The sequence below is a fragment of the Thalassococcus halodurans genome (assembly GCF_900108225.1).
Taxonomy (GTDB): Bacteria; Pseudomonadota; Alphaproteobacteria; order Rhodobacterales; family Rhodobacteraceae; genus Thalassococcus; species Thalassococcus halodurans.
In genome coordinates this window covers 965,357-987,382 of the sequence record NZ_FNUZ01000001.1, presented here as the reverse complement: position 1 = coordinate 987,382, position 22,026 = coordinate 965,357, and the positions used below count along the sequence as shown (strand labels likewise).

The 22,026-nt window shown below is 58.7% G+C and carries 26 protein-coding genes; 7 read left to right on the top strand and 19 right to left on the bottom strand.

The features are described 5' to 3' along the window. Positions 1–108: 108 nt before the first annotated feature. Genes C4S59_RS04930 through recO form a run of 4 tightly spaced genes read right to left on the bottom strand, consistent with a single transcriptional unit; the run spans position 109 to position 2,275 of the window. The gene (locus tag C4S59_RS04930) at positions 109–552 is read right to left on the bottom strand and encodes a molybdenum cofactor biosynthesis protein MoaE (RefSeq protein ID WP_103909322.1); all 444 of its coding nucleotides are present in this window, start codon (positions 550–552) and stop codon (positions 109–111) included. 3 nt (positions 553–555) lie between these two features. Further along, on the bottom strand, positions 556–801 hold the full coding sequence (moaD, locus tag C4S59_RS04925; RefSeq protein WP_103909321.1) for a molybdopterin converting factor subunit 1: 246 nt from the start codon (positions 799–801) through the stop codon (positions 556–558). Continuing rightward, entirely contained in the window at positions 801–1,466 is a 666-nt protein-coding gene (gene pgsA, locus C4S59_RS04920; protein ID WP_103909320.1) for a CDP-diacylglycerol--glycerol-3-phosphate 3-phosphatidyltransferase, read from the bottom strand. Before pgsA ends, moaD begins: the two co-directional genes overlap by 1 nt. A 50-nt stretch (positions 1,467–1,516) precedes the next feature. Further along, entirely contained in the window at positions 1,517–2,275 is a 759-nt protein-coding gene (recO, locus tag C4S59_RS04915; protein WP_103909319.1) for a DNA repair protein RecO, read from the bottom strand. Between the two features lie 124 nt (positions 2,276–2,399). On the opposite strand from recO, the gene C4S59_RS04910 reads away from it, so the two are divergent. Continuing rightward, positions 2,400–3,044: a Pr6Pr family membrane protein gene (locus tag C4S59_RS04910; protein ID WP_103909318.1), complete on the top strand. Its 645-nt coding sequence runs from the start codon at positions 2,400–2,402 to the stop codon at positions 3,042–3,044. On the opposite strand, the gene C4S59_RS04905 is transcribed toward C4S59_RS04910, so the two are convergent. From C4S59_RS04905 to C4S59_RS04880, 6 genes are all read right to left on the bottom strand, one after another. Further along, positions 2,986–3,318: a DUF1491 family protein gene (locus C4S59_RS04905; RefSeq protein ID WP_103909317.1), complete on the bottom strand. Its 333-nt coding sequence runs from the start codon at positions 3,316–3,318 to the stop codon at positions 2,986–2,988. The genes C4S59_RS04910 and C4S59_RS04905 overlap by 59 nt on opposite strands. 9 nt (positions 3,319–3,327) lie before the next feature. Next, positions 3,328–4,233 carry a GTPase Era gene (era, locus tag C4S59_RS04900; protein ID WP_103909316.1) on the bottom strand — a complete coding sequence of 302 codons (906 nt, stop codon included), beginning with the start codon at positions 4,231–4,233 and terminating at the stop codon, positions 3,328–3,330. A gap of 95 nt (positions 4,234–4,328) precedes the next feature. After that, the gene (locus C4S59_RS04895) at positions 4,329–5,363 is read right to left on the bottom strand and encodes a LacI family DNA-binding transcriptional regulator (protein ID WP_234994673.1); all 1,035 of its coding nucleotides are present in this window, start codon (positions 5,361–5,363) and stop codon (positions 4,329–4,331) included. A 39-nt stretch (positions 5,364–5,402) separates the two neighbouring features. After that, on the bottom strand, positions 5,403–6,896 hold the full coding sequence (locus C4S59_RS04890) for a tripartite tricarboxylate transporter permease (protein ID WP_103909315.1): 1,494 nt from the start codon (positions 6,894–6,896) through the stop codon (positions 5,403–5,405). Positions 6,897–6,908: 12 nt separating this feature from the next. Then, positions 6,909–7,352: a tripartite tricarboxylate transporter TctB family protein gene (locus tag C4S59_RS04885; protein WP_268810618.1), complete on the bottom strand. Its 444-nt coding sequence runs from the start codon at positions 7,350–7,352 to the stop codon at positions 6,909–6,911. Positions 7,353–7,404: 52 nt separating this feature from the next. Then, positions 7,405–8,454 carry a type 2 periplasmic-binding domain-containing protein gene (locus C4S59_RS04880; RefSeq protein ID WP_103909431.1) on the bottom strand — a complete coding sequence of 350 codons (1,050 nt, stop codon included), beginning with the start codon at positions 8,452–8,454 and terminating at the stop codon, positions 7,405–7,407. Between the two features lie 233 nt (positions 8,455–8,687). On the opposite strand from C4S59_RS04880, the gene araD reads away from it, so the two are divergent. The 4 genes from araD to C4S59_RS04860 are packed head-to-tail and all read left to right on the top strand — an operon-like array spanning position 8,688 to position 13,629. Next, positions 8,688–10,430 (top strand): L-arabinonate dehydratase, encoded by a 1,743-nt coding sequence (araD, locus tag C4S59_RS04875; protein WP_103909313.1) that lies wholly within the window; start codon positions 8,688–8,690, stop codon positions 10,428–10,430. An 11-nt stretch (positions 10,431–10,441) separates the two neighbouring features. Then, on the top strand, positions 10,442–11,341 hold the full coding sequence (locus tag C4S59_RS04870) for a dihydrodipicolinate synthase family protein (RefSeq protein WP_103909312.1): 900 nt from the start codon (positions 10,442–10,444) through the stop codon (positions 11,339–11,341). Positions 11,342–11,356: 15 nt separating this feature from the next. Next, positions 11,357–12,880: an aldehyde dehydrogenase (NADP(+)) gene (locus tag C4S59_RS04865; protein WP_103909311.1), complete on the top strand. Its 1,524-nt coding sequence runs from the start codon at positions 11,357–11,359 to the stop codon at positions 12,878–12,880. A gap of 38 nt (positions 12,881–12,918) precedes the next feature. After that, entirely contained in the window at positions 12,919–13,629 is a 711-nt protein-coding gene (locus C4S59_RS04860; RefSeq protein ID WP_103909310.1) for a ribonuclease activity regulator RraA, read from the top strand. A gap of 125 nt (positions 13,630–13,754) precedes the next feature. Here the strand turns inward: C4S59_RS04860 and rnc are convergent, their stop codons facing one another. From rnc to folK, 9 genes are all read right to left on the bottom strand, one after another. Next, the gene (gene rnc, locus C4S59_RS04855) at positions 13,755–14,438 is read right to left on the bottom strand and encodes a ribonuclease III (protein WP_103909309.1); all 684 of its coding nucleotides are present in this window, start codon (positions 14,436–14,438) and stop codon (positions 13,755–13,757) included. Continuing rightward, on the bottom strand, positions 14,435–15,268 hold the full coding sequence (lepB, locus tag C4S59_RS04850; RefSeq protein WP_103909308.1) for a signal peptidase I: 834 nt from the start codon (positions 15,266–15,268) through the stop codon (positions 14,435–14,437). The genes rnc and lepB overlap by 4 nt, the downstream gene beginning before the upstream one ends. An 83-nt stretch (positions 15,269–15,351) precedes the next feature. After that, positions 15,352–15,759: a holo-ACP synthase gene (gene acpS / locus C4S59_RS04845; RefSeq protein WP_103909307.1), complete on the bottom strand. Its 408-nt coding sequence runs from the start codon at positions 15,757–15,759 to the stop codon at positions 15,352–15,354. Beyond that, a complete protein-coding gene (locus C4S59_RS04840) occupies positions 15,756–16,205 on the bottom strand; it encodes a hypothetical protein (protein WP_103909306.1) in 450 nt (149 codons plus the stop codon). Before C4S59_RS04840 ends, acpS begins: the two co-directional genes overlap by 4 nt. Continuing rightward, entirely contained in the window at positions 16,202–16,954 is a 753-nt protein-coding gene (locus tag C4S59_RS04835) for a pyridoxine 5'-phosphate synthase (protein WP_103909305.1), read from the bottom strand. The genes C4S59_RS04840 and C4S59_RS04835 overlap by 4 nt, the downstream gene beginning before the upstream one ends. Before the next feature lie 28 nt (positions 16,955–16,982). Continuing rightward, positions 16,983–17,627: a DUF2062 domain-containing protein gene (locus C4S59_RS04830; protein ID WP_103909304.1), complete on the bottom strand. Its 645-nt coding sequence runs from the start codon at positions 17,625–17,627 to the stop codon at positions 16,983–16,985. Positions 17,628–17,647: 20 nt separating this feature from the next. After that, positions 17,648–19,786, bottom strand: a complete 2,139-nt coding sequence (locus C4S59_RS04825; protein ID WP_103909303.1) for a RelA/SpoT family protein — start codon at positions 19,784–19,786, stop codon at positions 17,648–17,650. A gap of 39 nt (positions 19,787–19,825) precedes the next feature. Continuing rightward, positions 19,826–20,179: a DNA-directed RNA polymerase subunit omega gene (gene rpoZ / locus C4S59_RS04820; RefSeq protein ID WP_103909430.1), complete on the bottom strand. Its 354-nt coding sequence runs from the start codon at positions 20,177–20,179 to the stop codon at positions 19,826–19,828. Positions 20,180–20,260: 81 nt separating this feature from the next. Then, positions 20,261–20,827, bottom strand: a complete 567-nt coding sequence (gene folK, locus C4S59_RS04815) for a 2-amino-4-hydroxy-6-hydroxymethyldihydropteridine diphosphokinase (RefSeq protein WP_103909302.1) — start codon at positions 20,825–20,827, stop codon at positions 20,261–20,263. Positions 20,828–20,969: 142 nt separating this feature from the next. Here folK and C4S59_RS04810 point away from each other — a divergent pair, with 142 nt between their 5' ends. Continuing rightward, positions 20,970–21,545 (top strand): LabA-like NYN domain-containing protein, encoded by a 576-nt coding sequence (locus tag C4S59_RS04810; protein ID WP_103909301.1) that lies wholly within the window; start codon positions 20,970–20,972, stop codon positions 21,543–21,545. Between the two features lie 43 nt (positions 21,546–21,588). After that, the gene (locus C4S59_RS04805) at positions 21,589–22,023 is read left to right on the top strand and encodes a YqaA family protein (protein WP_103909300.1); all 435 of its coding nucleotides are present in this window, start codon (positions 21,589–21,591) and stop codon (positions 22,021–22,023) included. Positions 22,024–22,026: the final 3 nt, after the last annotated feature.

The window sequence follows — 22,026 nt, the reverse complement described above, 5'->3', positions numbered from 1 at the left end:
TCCCCCAAGGTATTTGGGGAAAGAAAATACCTGTGATCAGAGTGCTAAACCCGAGGACGCAGGCCAAAGGCCAAGGACGAGATGACCTGTGCGGCGAAGCCGCGCCGCTTACCAACGGTTCAGCGCGTCCTCGTCGGAGTCTTTCGCATCCACCCAGGATGCATCGCCGCCGGTATGTTCTTTCTTCCAGAACGGCGCGCGGGATTTCAGGTAGTCCATCAGGAAATCAGCGGCCTCGAAGGCATCTTTGCGGTGGGGCGACGACGTTGCGACCATCATGATCTTTTCGCCCGGCTCAAGCCGTCCATAGCGGTGGATGATCAGCACGTCGCCCAGATCCCAACGCGCGCTTGCGTCGGATGCGATCTTTTCCAGCGCCTTTTGTGTCATGCCGGGATAGTGTTCGATCTCCATCGCATCCAGATCGCCAGCATCATTGTCGCGCACCACGCCCGTAAAGGTGACAATCGCCCCCATATCGGCTCGGCCTTGGCCGAAGTCTTCAACCTCGGCGGCGAAATTGAATGGAGCTTCCTGAACGACGATCTTCATGGGTTAGCCGCCTGTCATCGGCGGGAAGAAGGCCACTTCACGCACACCGTCCAGCGGGGCGTCAAAGTCGGACAGGTCCTGATCTAAAGCCACGCGCAGCGCCGAGATATCAGCGAAGGCTGCGGCATAGCGTTCTTCCTTGGCGATCAGTTCCTGCACAAGATCGTTTACCGTCTTGGCCTCTGTCGTCACCGTTTCGCGCGGCACGCCGATGCGTTCACGGACCCAAGCGAAATAAAGAATGTCCATCATGTCTCCTCCGACAGATGTGGCAGCGCTTTGTTCAGGTAATCCCAACCTGTGATCAGTGTCAGCGCAGCTGCGATCCACAACAGGGCGATGCCCGCGTTGCCTGTCCAGATCATGCCGATTTTCTTCCACCACAGACCGATTTCATCCGTGATGCTGCCGTTCAGAATGCCTTCGACGATCTGTTCGTCCATGCCCATCACCGACATTCCCAGATAGTGTTCGAACACCCCTTGGGCAAACAGGACGGCGATGGCGATCATCTGGACTGTGGTTTTCCATTTGGCCAAGGCTGTGACCTTCAATGTGCCCGCCGTGTCCCCCAGATATTCGCGCAGGCCCGAGACAAACACTTCGCGGAACATGATGACGGTTGTGGGCAGAACCAGCCAAGGCGACATCGACGAATACCCAACGATGACCATCAAGGCGATGATCACCATTGCCTTGTCGGCGATCGGGTCCAGCATCGCGCCCAGTTTCGTTTCCTGTTTCCAGCTGCGCGCCAGATAACCATCGAACCAGTCGGTGATGGCGGCGCCGACAAAGAGCGCCAGTGCGTACCAATCTGCAAAAGGACGCGCGAAATACAGGAACATGACAGCAATGCCGGGCGCGGCCAGAAGCCGGAGCATGGTCAGGATATTGGGTACAGTCCACATCATAAAAACATCCCTAGCGCGTCTCGGAGACAGGCGGAAGCCCGTCTATAGGCCTATTCCGGTTTGGCGTCACTTTGCGGCAGGGTTCCGCAATGACGGTGGTAACGGTCGATAAACGCCGCGCGGGCCGACGGTAGCGGTTTCGACCCAAGCGCGGGCGCCAGTTTGTTTTCCAGAAAATGGCCCGTAGTTTTCAGGGCCAACAGGATTTCGTCATCAGGCGCGTGACCTTTTCCTGCAAGAACAGGGGGCAGGGGCAGCATGCGGTCCGCCCATTCGCCCGCGCCATGACGTGACACCGCCCGCCCGCTTTTGGGCGAGACGTAGATCAGTTCGTCATTCCGTCCCGTGGCTGCGCATTCGCTTAGATCAAGTCCAAAGCCCAATTCCTCAAGCAGGGCTAGTTCCCACTTCAGATAGGCCAGCGGCCAGACATCTGCGTGATCCAGTAGGTCCAGCAACAGGACCGTGTCGTTATAGAGCCGCAGCTGGCTTTCCCGTTCGGGCAGCGCAAAGGCAAGGATCGCCATCACGCTGTTCAGCCCGGCTAGCGTCAGACGGTTGGCCATCGCCATACCTGCGCGGGTTTTCACGGGTTCTATCGTGTAAGACCCGATGTGATCCTCAAGCCGTGCACGCCAACTGACGTCCAGATCGGACCCCGGTTGAAGCGCGGCTGCGATCTTGCGTGACGATGCCCCGCGCAGAACGCCTGCGTGTCGGCCATGGTCTTTGGTAAAAACATCCAGGATGGCCGACGTTTCGCCGTGCCGTTTGACCGAAAGCAATATCCCAGTGTCGCGCCATTCCATTGCGGCACTATTTACCCCGTTTTGCATGGCGACAAGTCTCTGACGCGAGGTCATTCACAAAGGGGATGAAATTTCGCCTATTCAACCCATGTGAGTGTTCAGGAACCACCGATTCAGAGGACCCATGTCAGCGATTGCCCGCATCACAGCCGGATTGATTGGCCTTTTTGCTGTAGGCTCGATCGGTCTGGACATGTGGATCAGCCTGTCGGCCTATCCCGACCGGACGTTTCTGGCCGAATTCTGGCGTCTGTTGCGGTACTTCACGATCCTGACCAACCTGATGCTGGCGGGCCTGTGTTTTTGGGTGGCGTCGGGGCGTCGTGTGGCCCCTTTCTGGACAGCAGCTGTTGCGCTGTGGATTGCGATTGTGGGCATCGTCTATCACCTGCTGCTGGCGCGGGACCTGTCCGGCATCGATTGGTGGCCGGACTTTGGCCTGCACACCTTCGTGCCCGTATCTTACGTGCTCTGGTGGCTGGTGTTCGCACCGAAGGCGGGCCTGCGCTTTGTTGACGGGCTGTCGTGGCTTGGGTGGCCTGCGCTTTATGTGGTCTATGCCTTGGGACGGGGGGCGTTTGACGGCAGATACCCCTACTTCTTCCTAAATCCGGAAAAGTCCGGCTGGATGGGCGTTGCGGGTTGGTCGGCTGGTCTGTGCGCGGCGTTCTTTGTTGGCGGCATTGTCATGATCGCCTTAGCGAAGCTGCTTACGAAAGGCCGTCCTCATCCAGCAGATGCCGCCCTTCGCGATCCTCAACTTCGATAACCCAAAGATCGGGGTCAAAGCTGCGCTGTTTGGTGATGGCTTCATCCACGGCGTATTCGTCGCCTTCCGACAAAACCGCCCAAACGCGATCACCTGACATCAGATCGAAGGTGCGGGTATAGGCGCGGGCCTGACCGTCCAGCGTGGACAGCTTGACCAACACCGCACCGGCAGTGTCGTCGCCGTGGGCCACCACAAAACAGGGAATATTCAGCAGCGACAGGCGCTGGCGATAGGCATCGACCCAAAAGCGGGCGGTCAGTCTGGGTGTCATGACGCCACCTTAGTCGCCGTCGCGGAAATCCAGACCCATTTCCGAATAACGCTCAGCCTCTTCCAGCCATTTCTCGCGGACCTTGACCTGAAGGAACAGATGCACGCGACGGCCAAGGAATTCTTCCAGCTCTTCGCGGGCGGCTTTGGAAATCGCCTTAATCGTTTCGCCCTTGTTGCCCAGCACGATGCCCTTGTGACCATCGCGCATGACATAGATCATCTGGTCGATGCGGGCCGATCCGTCTTTGCGTTCTTCCCAGCTTTCGGTTTCGACCGTCAGTTGGTAGGGCAGTTCCTGATGCAGGCGCAGGGTCAGCTTTTCGCGGGTCATTTCCGCGGCGATCATGCGCATGGGCAGATCGGCAATCTGGTCTTCGGGGTACAGCCACGGGCCTTCGGGCATTTCCTGACCCAGCCATTCTTTCAGACCGTCAACACCGTGGCCTTTTTCAGCCGAGATCATGAAGGTCTGCTCGAACGGGAAGGCTTCGTTCATGGCTTTGGACAGCGCGAGCAGTTCTTCGGCCTTCACGCGGTCGATCTTGTTGATGGCCAGCGCAACGCGCTGTTTGCCTTCGAATTCGTTCAGGCGTTCGATGATCGCTTTGACGCCTTGGGTGATGCCGCGATGAGCCTCGATCAGCAGCACAGTGATATCGGCATCCGCAGCACCGCCCCAAGCCGCAGCCACCATTGCGCGGTCCAGACGGCGGCGCGGTTTGAACAGGCCGGGGGTATCCACGAACACGATCTGCGCGTCACCTTCCAGTGCCACACCACGGATGCGGGCGCGGGTTGTCTGAACCTTGTGGGTGACGATAGACACTTTGGCACCGACCATGCGGTTGGTCAGTGTAGACTTGCCTGCGTTCGGCTCTCCGATCAGGGCGACAAATCCTGCGCGTGTGCTCATGGGTGCTACTTTCCTAGTGAAGCGTCGCCTTTAGCCTAATTGGTTTATATGTGCCAGCGCTAGTATTCTGCGGGCTTCATGCGGCCTGTAACCCGTTACGCAGATTTCCGGCGGATGATTTCAAATCCCAGGTCGATTTCCGGCTCTTCGACGGTTTCCCCGTGAAAGCGCGCCAGCAACACATCGGCAGCGGCGCTGCCGAAGGCTTCGCGGTCGACCTTGATCGTGGTGATCGACGGTTCGACGTCTGCGGCGAATTCCTGATCGCCGAAACCGATCACGGCAACATCTTCGGGGATGCGCATGCCTCGTGCTGTGGCCTCGATAATCACGCCGTGGGCCAGAATATCCGAACTGCAAAAGATCAGACCGGTGTCAAAGCCCTTGTCCAACAGCGCCGCCAGCCCTTCGCGGCCCCGTGCCAGTGTCGCGTTGGATTCAAAGTTCATTTCCAGAACCGAGCTGCCTGTTTTCTGTTCGTAGCGGGATTTGAAAGCATCCTTGCGGCGCAGCGCGCGTTCGTCACCTGCCGCGATGGTGGCGGCCTTGGTGTAGCCGCGCTCGATCGCATAGTCCGCGGCGGCATAGCCCGTTTCGGCGTGACGGAAGCCCACACACATATCGATGGGGGAATCCGTGTAATCCCAAACCTCGACCACCGGCAGACCAGAGGCCAGAAGCATCCGGCGTGCCTGTGCCGAATGATGGATACCTGTCAGCAATAGTGCATCCGGGCGACGCGACAGGTGGGCGGCAATCGCGACCTCTTCGTCTTCGGGGTCAAATCCGGTCTCAGAGAGCAAGATCTGATAGCCCTCTTCCCGCATCCGCAGGCTGAAAGACCGGATCATCGAGGAATAGACGATGTTGGTGATCGACGGCACCAGCGCCGTGATCAGTTTGCTTTTGTTTGACGCAAGCGCCCCCGCGATGGCGTTCGGCACAAAGCCGGTCGCCGCGATGGCGTCTTGGATTTTGCGCATCGTCTTGGCGGAGACCTTGGACGGGTCGCTCAGCGCCCGCGACACCGTAACCTGAGACACGCCGGCCATACGGCCGACGGTCTCCATTGTGACGCCGCGCTGGCGCTTTTCACTGGCCTCGGGCCGGGTGTCTTTTGTCTGATCCATGAGCGATATAGTTCTGATTTCCGCCCCCGAATACAAGATTTAGCTGGTCGCTGCATTCTGTTTCGCACGCCGCGACAACATGATCGACCCAGTCACCGATCCGATGATCAACAGCCAAAGAACAACCGCGATCCAGCTTTTGGTGATGAAGATCGTGACGTCGCCGAAGCTTTCCAGACTTTTGACGAAATAGACTTCGGCCGAGGGCCCGAGGATGAAGCCGATAATGAAAGGCGCGACCTCTAGTTTCAGCTTCACGACCAGCCAGCCGAACAGGCCAAAGATTAGCAGCGTCCAGACATCGAACATGATGCCGTAGTTGATCGTATAAGCGCCAATCACGCACATCATCAGGATGACTGGGAACAGGATGTGCTTGGGGATGGTCACGACCAGCGCAAAGTAGCGGATCGCCACATACATCATGACCAGCATCGCGATGTTGGCGATCAGCATAGCGATGATCATGGCATCCCACGTACCGGGGTTGTTGCCGATAAACAGCGGACCCACCTGAATGCCCTGAAGCGTGAACGCCCCGATCAGCAAGGCCGTTGTCGAGTCGCCCGGAATACCCAATGACAACAGGGGCACCAACGCACCACCTGTCAGACCGTTGTTGCCGGATTCCGACGCCATGATGCCTGCGGGTTCGCCCTTGCCAAAGTTTTCGGGGGTCTTCGAAAAGGTTTTGGCGTTGGTGTAGGAAATGATCGACGCAGCAGAGCCGCCAACGCCGGGCAGAATGCCCACGAATGTTCCGATCAGCGACGAGCGTGTCAGGTTTACGGACTGGCCTTTGAAGATCGAAAACGAAAAGCCGGACTTTTTGCCCACATCGATTTCGTCCAGCGAATGGCCCTTCGGAACACCAATCTCTGCCTGCTCAAGGATGGCCGCTAAGCCGAACAGGCCGATCAGAACGGGCAGCAAGGAAAAGCCGCTGTCGAGCCAGTATTCCGTTCCCGGTGGCACAAGGCGCATGTTGCCGTTGCCGCCTTTGGTGATGTCGTAGGTGCCGATCAGCGCCACGAAAATCCCCAGTACGCCCGAGAAAATGCCCAGCAACATGTCCGAGGACAGCGCCGCCATGACGGTCAGGGCAAAGAAGATGATCAGGAACTTTTCAACGTAGGAAAACTTGATCGCAAAGTCCGCCAGCGTGGGTGCAAACAGCCACAGGATCGCAAGGCTGATGATGCCGCCCACAAAGGACGACACGATGCCGATCCGCAGCGCCTTTTCGCCCTCTCCCCTTTTGGCCATGGGGTAGCCGTCAAAGGTGGTGGTAATCGACGATGGCGTGCCGGGAATGCCCAGCAGGATCGCGGGCACAAGGCCGCCTGAAATGCCGCCGACATATAGGCCCAAAAGCAGCGCCAGACCGTTTTCCAGACCAAGCGAGTAGGTCAGCGGCAAACATACGGCGACAGCCATGGTCGCGGTCATACCGGGGATTGCGCCAAAGATGATGCCGATCAGAGTGCCGCCAACGATCAGCGACAGGAACATGGGGGTAAGGATCTCGAACATGAACTTTGCGCCTCAGGGAAGGGTCAGGAACAGCGGGTAGGTGAACAGCCACCACACGAAAACAGGGCCGACGAGCGACACGACAGCCAGTGGCAGGATCGATTTTATCGTCCGCTCGTGCATGAAAAGAAGGCCGGTCAGGAACACAAACGGGATGGAGCAGAACAGAAAGCCGCGGCCTGTGTTGGGCCAGATGTCGCCCACCGGAACCATCAGGGAAAAGTACAGCAAGGTCAGCACGATCGTGCCAAGAAAGCGGGGCTTGTCCATGCTCTGCCAAATCCCGCTCCAATATGTGCCAGCCGTCGCGATCTTGGCGCGATCACGGATCACGATGGCCAGACCCAGCAGGCCAAGCACGCAGGCAATGATAGTGGGGAAAAGCAGATGGGACGTTTCGAAATCGATCGTGACCTGGGTAAGCTGACCCATGGTTACCTCCCTGAAAGTAAGCACAACGGCCCCGGCCAGAAACCCGGCCGGGACCTGATTTTCACCTGATCAAGGATCAGGATTCGCCGGTGATGTCCGCGATAACCTTGCCGTAGGTGTTACGCTTTTTCAGAAGATGCTCGTTCGCATCCTTGATGGACAGATAGTTCGGAATAAAGAACGACGCTTTCTGGCGTTCCTGAATGGCGCCTTCTGCGAAAATCTCGCTCAGGGCTGTGTCGATCTTTTCCGCGATGGCCGGATCCATGTCTTTGTTGAACAGCATGAAGAATTCCTTGTCGAAGGTGAAATCTTCGGTGCCGTCCAGTGTCACGCTTGTCTGCGGGCTGGCATATGCCAGCATGTCGTCACGTGTGGTGCCGCCCATGCCTGCCTCAGGCGCTTGGCCCAAGGTTGCGGGGCGCGCTGTGATCCAGACAAAGCGCATGGCTTTCTGGTCGTCTGCCGACAACTGTGTGAACTGTTCGTTCGCCTGGATCGAGCCGTTGATCACGTCTGCAAGGCCGTCCCACATCGCTTGGTTCTTGTCAGACTGCGAACCGGTGTTGACCGCGACGATGTTTTCCTCGGAACCCGGTGCGCGCACTTTGGCCGCGTTTTTCATCGCCGAGAAACCGATTTCAGACACGCCGCCCGGCTGGATCGCCACGCGAACCTTTGTGCCTGCTTCAGCGGCTTTCAGGATGTCTTCCATCGACTGGTAGGGGCTGTTTGCTGGCACCAGATAGGCATTGCCCGGGTTGATCGCGACGGTCGGGCCAACGGCGTAGTTTTCGAACGGATCGTCATAGCCCTGACGGCCATAAAGGTTCCCCAGATACGCCTGATCGTGGAAGATCATGATGGTTGTGCCGCGCTTGTCACGGCTCAGCGCCTTAAAGCCTTCGGATGAACCGACGGCGTCGACTTTGATGTTCACGCCCAGCTTTTCGGACAGCGCTTCGGCAACGATGGCCGAGTTCTGGTAGGTGTCACCGCCGGTCGATGTCGAACCGATCACCATACGGATATTGCGGGGCAGGTCCTGTGCGAATGCTGTGACCGGCTGCGCCAGAAGCGCTGTTGCCGATACGGCAGCAAGAAGGGTTCTGCGTGTAAGTTTCATGGTTTCCTCCCAAGGGCCGCGATGCGGCGAAAGATCAGGTTTCGGGTGTGTGGGACCCGTCCGGATGCGTAAATGAATGCGCATACATTTTTGTTGATCACGACTCGACTATACCTGTCAAGCAAAGTTTTAATTCAATAATTGTTGCGTCCCGCGCTGCTGTTTCGCGTTGACGTTTATTTATGTATGCGCATACACAAGTGTCAGAAATTTGCGTCATTTGGAGATCGATCATGTCAGAGTCGGACAAAAAGCCTGCCGGGGGATTGCGGAGCGACCGCTGGTTCGCGCCGGATGATTTGCGGTCGTTCGGCCATCGTTCGCGGATGATGCAGTTGGGCTTTTCCGAAGAAGAGTTCCGCGGAAAGCCGATTATCGGCATTCTGAACACATGGTCCGAGATCAATTCGTGCCACAGCCACTTCCGCGAACGCGCGCAGGATGTGAAGCGCGGCGTGGCGCAGGCCGGTGGTCTGGGCGTTGAGATGCCGTCGCTGTCTGTCGACGAATCGTTCACCAAGCCGACCTCGATGCTCTATCGCAACATGCTGGCCATGGAAGTCGAGGAAATGATCCGGTCGCACCCGTTTGACGGCGTTGTTCTGATGGGCGGTTGTGACAAGACTACACCGGGTCTGGTGATGGGCGCGCTGACCGCTGGCATTCCGATGATCTACCTACCTGCCGGTCCGATGATGCGCGGCCACTATGCGGGCAAGATCCTCGGTTCCGGCTCGGACGCGTGGAAATATTGGGACGAACGCCGCGCGGGCAATATCACCGACGAAGAGTGGCTTGGTATCCAAGGCGGCATCGCGCGTTCTGCAGGCACATGTATGACCATGGGCACGGCTTCGACCATGACGGCGATCACCGATGCGATGGGTCTGACGCTACCAGGTGCGTCGTCGATCCCTGCCGTCGATTCGGGCCACCAGCGGATGTCGGCAGACTGCGGTCGCCGTATCGTCGATATGGTCCGCGAGGAACTGACACCGGACAAGATCGTGACACGCGAAGCCGTCCAGAACGCCGCGATCACGGCGATGGCCACGGGCTGTTCCACCAACGCGGTTGTTCACCTGATCGCCATGGCGCGTCGCGCGGGCGTTGATTTCACGCTGGATGATCTGGATGCGCTGGGCCGCACCACGCCACTGATCGCGAACGTGCGTCCGTCGGGCAAAGATTACCTGATGGAAGATTTCTTCTATGCAGGCGGTCTGCGCGCCCTGATGAAGCAGCTTGAGGAACGCCTGCACACCGACTGTATGACAGTGAACGGCAAAACGATGGGTGAAAACCTTGAAGGGGCCGAGGTCTATAACGACGACGTCATTCGCCCGCTGTCGAACCCTGTGTATCACGAAGGCTCGCTTGCCCTGCTGCGCGGCAACCTTTGCCCCGATGGCGCGGTGATCAAACCTGCTGCCTGCAACCCCAAATACTACCAGCACGAAGGCCCGGCCGTGGTCTTTGACAGCTACCCCGAAATGAAGGCCTTCGTTGACGACGAAAACGCCGAAGTCACGCCGGATACAATCATGGTTCTGCGTAACGCAGGTCCGCAGGGCGGTCCGGGTATGCCGGAATGGGGCATGCTGCCGATCCCCAAGGCGCTGATCAAACAGGGTCACCGTGACATGCTGCGTATTTCCGACGCGCGGATGTCCGGCACGTCCTATGGCGCCTGCGTTTTGCACGTTGCGCCGGAATCCTTTGTCGGCGGTCCGCTCGCGCTATTGAAAACCGGTGACATCGTCAAACTGGACGTGCCGAACCGGACGCTCGACATGCTGGTCGATGAAGAAGAGCTGGAAAAGCGCCGCGCGGCCTGGACACCGCCCGAACCCCGTTTCGAACGCGGCTATGGCTGGATGTTCTCGAAACACGTTCTGCAAGCCGACAAGGGTTGTGACTTTGACTACCTCGAACGCGGCTTTGGCAAGGTCGCAGGCGAGCCCGATATTTTCTGAGGAGACCGCAGATGGCTCATGATCTTGATAAGACCCTGACCGGTATCTCCGGCATCTTGGTCACCCCTTATGATGACGCGGGCGAAATCGCCCCGTCGAAACTGAACCCGATTATCGACCGTGCGCTGGGCGCGGGCATGCATATTCCTGTTGTGAACGGCAACACGGGCGAATTCTATGCGCTGACCACGGACGAAGCTGTCACCATGGCGACAGAGGTCTGCGGCATGGTCGGCGACCGCGCGCCGGTTCTGGCGGGCGTTGGCCGTGGTATTCGCGATGCCTGCCGTCTGGCCAAAGCATCGGCTGATGCCGGTGCGTCTGCGCTGATGATCCACCAGCCGCCGGATCCCTTCGTGGCCCCGCGCGGCACGGTTGATTACGTCAAGGCCGTGTCCGATGCCTCTGGCGGCTTGCCGATGATGCTGTACCTGCGCAACGATGCCATCGGGACCAAAGCGATTGCTGATCTTTGCGCCATCCCCGGTGTGAAGGGCGTCAAATGGGCGACCCCGAACCCCCTGAAACTAGCCGAGGCCAAAGCAGCCTGCGATCCGTCCATCGTTTGGGTCGGCGGTCTGGCCGAGGTCTGGGCCCCGCCGCTTTACGCGGTCGGCGCGCGCGGCTTTACCTCGGGTTTGATCAACGTCTGGCCGGAACGGTCGGTGGCGATCCACGCAGCACTGGATGGTGGTGACTATGACACCGCGAACCAGCTGATCCGCGAAATGCGCGCGTTCGAAGATATCCGCGCCGAAGAAATGAATGGCACCAACGTGACCGGTGTGAAGGCGGCGCTTCAGGCGCTGGGGCAGGACTGTGGTCCGACCCGCCCGCCATCGGCCTGGCCGCTGACAGACACACAGCAGGCCCAACTTGGTGATTTCCTAAAGGCCAACGGCCTGATCTGAAAAAGGATTTAAGACATGCTTGATGAAACATTCACGCCGCACGGCAAACATCTGATCGCGGGCAATTGGGTTGCGGGCGAACAGACCTTTGCTTCCGAACCTGCGACTGGCGACGCCTTTGATTTCTCGGTCGGGACACCCGATCTGGTGGATCAGGCCTGCCAAGCGGCAGAAGACGCCTTCTGGACCTACGGCTATGCATCGCGCGAAACCCGCGCTGCGTTTCTGGACAAAATCGCAGACGAGATCGAGGCACGCGGCCCGCAGATCACATGGATCGGCAGCGCGGAAACCGGTCTTCCCGCCGCACGGCTTGAAGGCGAACGCGGTCGCACAACGGGCCAGCTGCGCCTGTTCGCATCGCACATCCGTAGCGGCGAATTTCTGGACCGTCGCCATGACGCGGCGCTGCCAGATCGTCAGCCTTTGCCGCGCCCCGAACTGTTTATGATGCAGCGTCCGATTGGCCCTGTGGCTGTCTTTGGTGCATCGAACTTCCCCTTGGCGTTTTCGACCGCCGGTGGAGACACCGCCGCCGCGCTGGCCGCTGGTTGCCCTGTTATCGTCAAAGGTCACTCGGCCCACCCCGGCACCGGTGAAATCGTGGCCGAAGCCATTCATGCCGCGATCAAAGCCTGTGGCATGCCAGCCGGTGTGTTCAGCCTGATTCAGGGCGGTAAACGTGACGTGGGCACCGCGCTGGTTCAGCACCCGCTGATCAAGGCCGTGGGCTTTACCGGTTCGCTGGGCGGTGGCCGTGCGCTGTTCGATCTGTGCGCCGCGCGCCCCGAACCGATCCCGTTCTTTGGTGAACTGGGGTCCGTCAACCCGATGTTCGTTCTACCGAACGCAGCCTCTTCGCGTGGTACGGATATCGGTACAGGTTGGGCCGGATCGTTGACCATGGGCGCAGGCCAGTTCTGCACCAACCCGGGTATCGCGGTGGTTCAAACAGGTGCTGAAGGCGACGCCTTTGTCAGTGCCGCCGCCGAAGCGCTGAAAGGTGTTCAGACGCAGTGCATGCTGACAGACGGCATCGCGCAGGCCTACAAAGACGGCAAGACCCGTTTCGATGGCCGCAACGCGGTGAAACCCGTGCTGGTCACAGACAGCGAAGGCCGCAACGCCAGCCCGAACCTGTATGAAACAGACGCCGAAAACTACCTGCAGGACCATGCTCTGGGTGAAGAGGTGTTTGGCCCACTTGGTCTGGTCGTGCGTGTGTCTGGTCCGGAAGAAATGGAAACGCTGGCCCGTGGCTTTGAAGGCCAGCTGACAGCAACCATGCATATGGATGAGGGCGACACCGATCTGGCGCGCCGCCTGCTGCCCGTTCTGGAACGCAAGGCTGGTCGCGTGTTGGTCAACGGCTTCCCAACAGGGGTCGAGGTGGCTGACACGATGGTTCACGGTGGGCCTTACCCTGCCTCGACCAACTTTGGTGCGACATCGGTCGGCACGCTGGCGATCCGTCGCTTCCTGCGCCCCGTTTGTTACCAGAACCTGCCCGCCAGCATTCTGCCAGACGATCTGGCCTAAGCCACACAACGATTACGACGGTCGAGGAGAACCGAGAAATGAAACAGGAAACCCGCGAAAAGCTGATGGGTGTCTCCGTCGCGACGCTTGCCACGGCGCTGTACAAACGCGGCCTGCGCAATCAGGTCATTCAGGGCGTGCATCCGGTCAAAGGCAAAGGCGTGAACATGGTCGGTCCGGCCTTTACGCTGCGCTATATGCCGGCCCGCGAAGACCGCAACCAGCTGGTCGAATTCCGCAATCCGGAACATCCCCAGCGCGTTGCTATCGAACAGTGCCCCGAAGGCCACGTTATGGTCATCGACAGCCGCAAGGATGCGCGCGCCGCGTCTGCGGGTGATATCCTTGTCACACGCCTGATGGTCCGTGGTGGTGCTGGCATCGTGACTGACGGTGGCTTCCGTGATGCGGCAACGATTGGCGAACTGGATATTCCCGCCTACCACACACAGTCGTCCAGCCCGACAAACCTGACGCTGCACGAAGCGATCGAAATCAATGGCCCGATCGGCTGTGGCGACGCGCCGGTATTCCCCGGTGATGTGATCGTGGGTGATGAAGACTGCGTTATCGTGATCCCTGCCGAAATCGCCGACGAGATCGCCGATGAAGCGGTTGAGATGACAGCCTACGAAGACTTTGTCGTGGAACGCGTCAAAGGCGGGGCGACGATCATCGGTCTTTATCCTGCAACACAGGAAGAAAACCTTGAGATCTTCAAAAAGTGGCGTGCCGAAAACGGCCGCTAAGAAATGCGGCGCACCCTTCTCCCCGCGCCGCATGAAGATCTTGGAATGGGGCAGCCTTTATGGCTGCCCTTATTCTTTCAGGCCCCAGCTACTGTGACCTCGATGAAGGGATTAGATCGGCCGGCTCAGGACTTTTCCAACCGTTCCAGCAGTGCCTTTGCGGCGGCTTGTTCCGCCAGTCGTTTGCTGCCCGCGGTCGCCTGACAGGTTTCGCCGTTTTCCAGACGTGCCTCGATGGTAAAGACCGGCTGGTGGTCGGGGCCGCTGCGGGACACCTCGATATAGGCGGGGGGCGGCATGCGGCGGGCTTGGGCCCATTCCTGAAGCGAGGTTTTGGGATCGCGCGCGTCTTCTTCGACGGAATCAATCCGTTTGCCCCACAACCGCAGGACCAGCGATTTGGCCTCGGAAAACCCGCCGTCCATATAGACGGCTGCAATCACCGCCTCCATCGCGTCGCCCAACAGCGCCATTTTGCGGCGGCCACCGGACAGGCGTTCGGATCGGCCAAGCTTCAACGCTTCGCCAAATTCGAACTCGCGCGCGACATCGGCGCAGGTTTCCTTGCGCACCAAGGCATTAAAGCGCGGGGCCAGCTGGCCTTCGGTTGCCTTGTTGTCCTTGTCCAGAAGCGCTTCGGCCATCACAAGGCCAAGAACACGGTCGCCCAGAAATTCCAGCCGCTGGTTGTCTTCGCGGTTGGGGCCGGACATGGACGAATGGATCAGGGCCCGCTGCAACAGCTGGACCTGCTTGAACTCATAGCCGATGCGGCCCTCAAGCGCGCTTATTTCGGCCGAGCGTTTCACTGGATCGCCTTAAAGAAACGATCCCCCCGCCATGTCCAGAAGAACAGCATCGAGCTGCCCGCAGACGAGAACATGACGCGGTCGGCGCGACCGACGAGGTTTTCGAACGGCACAAAGCCCACGCCATTCGCGATGGTCGGCACACGGCTGTCAGACGAGTTGTCGCGGTTGTCGCCCATGAAGAAGTAATGGCCTTCGGGCACTTCGTAGACGGGGGTGTTATCGGACCCTTGCGTGCCGATGTTCAGGATGCTGTGGCTGACACCGTTTGGCAGGGTTTCAACGAATTTCTGCTTGATGCAGACGCCGCCATCACCGACAGGGCCGTTCGCACAACGCGGACGCAGCGCATGGGGGCCTTGGGGCGCGGCGGTTTCCTCAAACGTGCCGTCGGGTGTGACCTCGACCGGGACGTCGTTGATGTAGACCAGACCTTCGCGCACCTGAACCTTGTCACCCGGCAGACCGATCAGACGTTTGATAAAGTCGCGGCCCGTCACAGGGTGGCGGAAGACCACCACATCACCGCGCTCGGGTTCGCTGCCGAACAGACGTGTGTTGTCGCCGTCGAACATGCCGCAGACATCCTCGGCATCGATGTCGATGCCAAAGTTGGGAATATAAATCGACGGGCAGGATGCATAGGAATAGCCGTAGGCCATTTTGTTCACGAACAGGAAGTCGCCGATCAGCAGCGTGTCTTTCATCGACCCCGACGGGATCCAGAACGGTTGAAAGAACAGGGTGCGGATGACACCCGCGATCAGCAGTGCATAGACGACCGTTTTGACGGTTTCCAGAAATCCGCCTGATTTGGTCTCGGTTGTCATGACTTGGCTTCCTCGTCGATTAGGTCGCTGGCTTCTTGCGGGGCAGGCATGGTGAAGTCAAGGTTGCTAGAGCTGCTGCGCCTCTATGGCGCTGTGATCCGCCGCGCCTCGATCACCACAAAGGCCTGCGCCCAAGGGTGATCATCGGTCAGGGTAACGTGAATGATGGCTTCATGGCCTTCGGGGGTCATCTCATCCAGACGTTCTTTGGCCCAACCGGTAACCGCCATCACGGGCTGGCCCGTGCGCAGGTTCGACACGGCCATGTCTTTCCAGCTGATCCCCATCCGAAGGCCGGTGCCCAACGCCTTGGAGCACGCCTCTTTTGCGGCCCAGCGTTTGGCGTAGGTGCCTGCCACATCCGCGCGGGATTCCGATTTGCGCTGTTCGGTTTCGGTGAACACACGGTTGCGGAACCTGTCGCCAAAGCGGTCAAGCGTGCCTTGAATCCGGTCGATATTGGCCAGATCGCTGCCGATCCCCAAGATCATTGAACGACCTCGGTTTCGACAGTGCCTGCGCCCTGGTTGATCACCACATACAGCGTCGCAGGGTCAGGGCCGTCGCCTTCCCAGACATTGACGGGAATGCTGACTGTCAGGCCAACGGTCGGTTCGTAGTTCGCCGCAGCACCAGACAGGTCCATGCCCCCGAAGCCCAGGTTTTCCGAGGCAGAGACAAGCGTGCACATCTCATAGGGGTCGTTCGGCGCGGGCTGGATCACCATCAGGTGCGACGAACAGCAGGCGGGTTCTACGGTATCCAGCCAGTACAAGCGCACTGCGCCATTGGCGAACTGGCGGATGCTTTCGGATGGCGGCATCATCAGATTGCGGGCGCTGGCCGTGAAACCGTCGCATTCGGACAGCGTCGCAGGCTCGGCCGAGGCCGCACCTGCCATCGCGCAGGCGGCGGCCAGTGCCGCGAACCGGATCATGCGCGGGCCGCGTCCATCACGCGGCGCATTTCCGTGATCGCGGGGGCCAAGCCTCGGAAGATAGATTCACCGATCAGGAAGTGGCCGATGTTCAATTCCATCACTTGGGGCAGGGCGGCAATCGGCGTGACCGTGTCGTACGTCAGGCCGTGACCGGCGTGCACCTCGAGCCCCAGGCTGTCGGCAAAGGCCGCCATCTCTGTCAGCGCGGCCAGTTCCTTGTCCCGTTCGTCGAAACGGCCCTCTGCGTGGTAATCGCAATAGGCACCGGTGTGCAGTTCGATCACCTCGGCCCCGATGCGATGGGCGGCTTCGATCTGGCGCTTGTCGGCGGCGATAAAAATCGACACGCGGCAACCAGCGTCACGCAGCGGCGCGATGTAATGGGCCAGCTTGTTTTCCTCGCGCGCAACCTCAAGCCCGCCTTCGGTGGTCCGCTCTTCGCGCTTTTCCGGAACGATGCACACCGCATGCGGTTTGTGGCGCAGGGCGATCTTCTGCATCTCTTCTGTCGCGGCCATTTCAAAGTTCAGCGGAACGCTCAGCTGCTCCATCAGCGCATCGATATCGGCGTCCATGATGTGACGGCGGTCTTCGCGCAGGTGAGCGGTGATTCCGTCAGCGCCGGCCTCTTCGGCGATTTTGGCCGCGCGCACCGGATCGGGATAGGCCCCGCCACGCGCGTTCCGTACCGTGGCGACGTGGTCGATGTTCACGCCAAGCCGCAATTTGCCTTTGAATTCGGTCATCTGTTCGCTCCCGCTGTTCAGGGTGAACCTAGTCTGATGACAGTGTCTCGTCAGCCCGTTTTTTCAATTTGGCCAAGCGTGCTTTCAGCGCACCCTTGCGACGGTTCTGATAAGCGCGGATCAGGGGGACGGACAGGTAGTAGGCCACCAGACCGGTGATGATGCCGGGAACAATACCGCCGACCAGATAGGGGTAGAACACTTCGCGATAGAAAATCGCCAGATCGGTCCAGTCGGGCGACGCGCCGGTGAACAGAGACATCAGGTTGTCCCACAAATCCTGACCAGCCCGTATGAATTTTTTCCCAAGTGATCCGTGGTGTTCAGGGTCGCGTTCGATGCCCAGCATCCAATAGCCGGTCTTCATCGAAATCACGCCAATCGGCACGTAGGTCAGCGGATTGCCAAAGAACGTGCCCAGAAGCGCGGCAACCACGTTACCCCGCACTGCAAGCGCCAGAATCCACGCAAAGAAAAAGTGGAAGCCGTAGAAAGGCGTGAAAGTGGTCATGACACCGGCAAAAATGCCGCGTGCGATTTTTTCGGGGGGGTCGGGAAGACGATGGATTCGGTGTTTGATGTACCGCGCAGCACGCGCCCAGCCACCCTTTGGCCAGAGCGCACGGAGAGCCCGTTGATATAACGGCTGCCTGTCGCGGCGCTTAAAGACCAAACTCTATCCTTCCTCGTGCCTCATTCGGTAGGGACCGATGGCTTTAACAGTGTCGCGTCGCGGCGGCGCTCGATCGAGGCAACATCACTTTCCGCTTCGAGCGCGGAAATAACCGAATGCAAATGCTCGGCGTCGCTCAGGTCTATATCGACGAGAAGCCGATAAAAATCAGGTTTACGATCCAAAAATTCTAGATCCGAGATATTTGCGCCACGTTCGCCAATCAATGTGCAGATCCGACCCAAAACGCCTGCATCGTTACCAATCGTTAAAATCAGGGTCACGTCATAAGCTGCAGGATGCGTGCCGTCTGCCCAGTGTAGATCCAACCAACGATCCGGCTGGTCTTCGAGTTCCGAAAGCGCCTCGCAATCGATGGCATGAACGGTCACGCCACTGCCGCGTTGGGCGATGCCCACGATCCGTTCGCCCGGAAGCGGCTGACAGCATCGCGCACGGGTAAAGCCCTGACCGGGGGTCAGACCGATAACGGCGCGTTCTGTGTCGACCTGAACGTCATCTTTCGGGGCCAGATCGGGGTAAACTGCCTGAATGACCTCACGCGATGTCAGTTCAGCACTGCCTAGACGGGCAAGCAGCGTTTCGCGGTCTTCAAGGCGCAATGTGCGGGCCGCTTTTTCCAGCGCCTTGTCCGACGCTTTCTTGCCTACATGCTCGAACGCCGAACGCGCCAGTTCCTGACCCAGCTTGATGAAACGTTCGCGGTTCGCTTCACGCAGCGACCGGCGGATCGCAGTTTTGGCTTTGCCGGTTTTGGCGATGTCCAGCCATGTGGCCTGCGGTGTCTGGCCTTGGGCGGTGATGATTTCGACCGACTGGCCGTTTTTCAAACGTGTCCACAAAGGTACGCGCAGACCATCAACCTTGGCACCCACACAGGCCGCACCGATCCGCGTGTGGATCGCATAAGCAAAGTCCAGCGGTGTCGCGCCTTTCGGCAGCTTCACTACGTCACCTTTGGGCGTAAAGCAGAACACCTGATCCGAATACATCTCGAGCTTGACCGCTTCGAGGAACTCATCGTGGTCTTCTTCTGCGTCGAACTGTTCGGTCAGCGATGCGATCCATTTGGCGGGATCCACGGCAAAGGGGTTCTGTGCGCGGATACCGTCGCGATAGGACCAGTGCGCAGCAACACCGGTTTCGGCAACCTCGTGCATCTGGCGGGTTCTGATCTGAACCTCGACCCGTTTGCCGTCGCGGCCCGACACGGTGGTGTGGATCGACCGGTAGCCGTTAGATTTAGGCTGGCTGATGTAGTCTTTGAACCGGCCCGGAACCGCGCGCCAGCGCTGGTGGATCACACCAAGGGCGGCATAACAGTCGGCCTCGGATCGGGTGATGATGCGGAAGCCATAGATGTCGGACAGGCGGGAAAAGCCCATGTCCTTTTCCTGCATCTTGCGCCAGATCGAATAGGGCTTTTTCGCACGGCCAAAAACCTCTGCCTCGATATGTGCGTTGTCCAGCTCGTGGCGCATGTCCGATGTAATGCGGTGGATCACATCGCCGGTTTCACGCTGCAGCGTGATAAAGCGGCGGATGATCGACGCGCGCGCCTCGGGGTTCAGCACGCGGAAGGCCAGATCCTCAAGCTCTTCGCGCATCCACTGCATACCCATGCGGCCAGCCAGCGGCGCGTAGATATCCATGGTTTCGCGGGCTTTTTGCTGCTGCTTTTCAGGCTTCATCGCCTTGATCGTCCGCATGTTGTGCAGACGGTCGGCGAGTTTCACCAGAATAACGCGCAGGTCCTTGGACATCGCCATGAACAGCTTGCGGAAGTTTTCGGCCTGTTTGGTCTCGGTCGACGACAGCTGAAGGTTGGTCAGCTTGGTCACACCATCGACCAGCGAAGCGATTTCGTCGCCGAACTTGTCGGCCACTTCGCCATAGGTCGATTTGGTGTCTTCGATCGTGTCGTGCAGCAACGCGGTGATCAGCGTTGCGTCATCCAGTTTCTGTTCGGTCAGGATGGCGGCGACGGCGACAGGGTGCGTGAAATAGGGCTCGCCAGAACGACGGAACTGCCCTTCATGCATCTCGCGGCCATAATCATAGGCCGCGTGGATCAATGCTTCGTTGGTCTTGGGATTGTAATTGCGGACCAGTGCAATCAGGTCTTCGGCCGCGATCATGCGCCAGTATTCCTTAACCCGGCCCGCAAAAAGCGGACCTTAGCCTTCGCCTTGTGCTTCCATCAGTGCGCGGAGCAGCTTCTCTTCGGACATGTCGTCGTCTTGCGGCTTGTCCGGCTCTGCACCCATCAGAAGCGCCATTGCGTCATCTTCAGGCTCATCAACTTCGATCTGTGTCTGGTTGGATTCAATCAGACGCTCACGCAGTTCGTCGGCAGACTGGGTTTCTTCTGCAATCTCGCGCAGGGAAACGACAGGGTTCTTGTCGTTGTCGCGGTCCACAGTGATCGGAGCACCCGCCGAAATTTCGCGCGCACGATGTGCAGCAAGCATAACAAGCTCGAACCGGTTAGGTACCTTGTCAACGCAATCTTCAACCGTCACGCGGGCCATGGAGGTCTCCATTCATATGGATTTCTGTCAGAAGGCGCACATTTAACGCGCCAAAGGCCGAATGGCAAGGTGGCATAACGGTCAAATCGGCACCACTTCATCTCGTACCTCTTGCGGCAGTGCAGCACACATCTGGGATATGGTCAGCTTCAACACCGGATGACACCAGTCCGGGGCCACATCCATCGCAGGCACCAGCACGAACCCGCGGTCCTGGATTCGGGGGTGCGGCAGGATAAGCGATTCGGGTGCGCGCACGGTCTGTTCATCCGCCGGAAGCTGCTGCCAATACAGATAATCGTCTCGACTAGGAGCCACCTGATTTCCGTAGCTTAGCAGATCAAGGTCCAGCGTCCGCATGCCCCAACGTACATCGCGAGTCCGGCCGTATTCCTCTTCGATCTCATGCAAAATAGCGAGAATTTGACTGGCCTTTTCCCCTTTGCCTGCTCGTAACCGTATGACAGCATTGACATAATCCGGTCCGGCGCCGGGTGGAAAGCAGGGGGTTTTGAAGAAGCGGCTAACAGCTTTCAACGTCAACGTGCTTTGCCCGATAGCGGTGATCGCCGCCTTCAGAGTGTCCGAAGGTCGGTTGTGTGACTGAGGCAGATTCGCGCCTAAGGCGATTAGAATTTCTTGCTCCATTTTGAGTAAGGACCTATCCTTTTTTGAACGTTCGCAAGGGTTGATCCTAAGGATCGCTCCATACATTGTATAAAGTCTGTTAGTGTCAGTTTTTTTCACTCACTTCTTATCTGGCGCTGGCAATTCACTGAAAGGACATTTTATGTTTTACAAAGACGAACGGCTGGCGCTGTTCATCGATGGGTCAAATCTCTACGCAGCAGCCAAGGCGTTGGGTTTTGACATTGACTACAAGCTTTTGAGAACGGAGTTTGTACGTCGTGGTAAAATGGTGCGCGCGTTTTATTACACTGCGCTGTTGGAAAACGACGAGTATTCACCGATCCGCCCGCTTGTAGACTGGCTTCACTACAATGGTTTTACCATGGTGACCAAGCCCGCCAAGGAATACACCGACGCCCAAGGTCGTCGGAAAGTCAAAGGCAACATGGACATCGAACTGACCGTCGACGCGATGGAGCTTGCTCCGCGTGTTGATCACATCGTTCTGTTCTCGGGTGACGGCGATTTCCGTCCGCTGGTCGAGAGCCTGCAACGTCAGGGCGTTCGCGTATCTGTTGTTTCGACAATCCGCAGCCAGCCCCCGATGATCGCTGACGAACTGCGCCGCCAAGCCGATAACTTCATCGAGCTTGATGAACTGCGCGACGTCATCGGCCGCCCGCCCCGCGAACAGTCGAACGAACGTGAGTTCGACGTTGCAAGCGCAGCCGGCTAAGACCATAACGCCCGGACCTTAGGGATGAAGGTCTGGGTGCTTTATGGGTGACTTAACATCGCTAGTTTCGCTTTTTGTAGCCGCCTTCGGGGCGGCTACAATTCTTCCGTTCCAGTCGGAAGTGGTGTTTGTCGCCGTTCAGGCCGCAGGAACCGTCCCGATCTGGGTGATGATTGCCGTCTCTAGCTTCGGCAACATTCTGGGTTCGGTCCTGAACTATTTCCTTGGCACATTCTTCGAACGCTATCGCGGCAGACGCTGGTTTCCGGTCAGCGACAGCCAGATCGAACGTGCGCGCAAATGGTGGCGCAAATACGGTGTCTGGACGCTGCTGCTAAGCTGGGCACCTTTGGGTGACGCCTTCACTGTCATCGCAGGGATCATGCGCACGCCCGTCTGGCTGTTCCTGTTGCTTGTGACCATCGCCAAAACAGGCCGCTTCATCATCCTTGCATGGCTGACGGCGCAGGTCGTTTAGGCC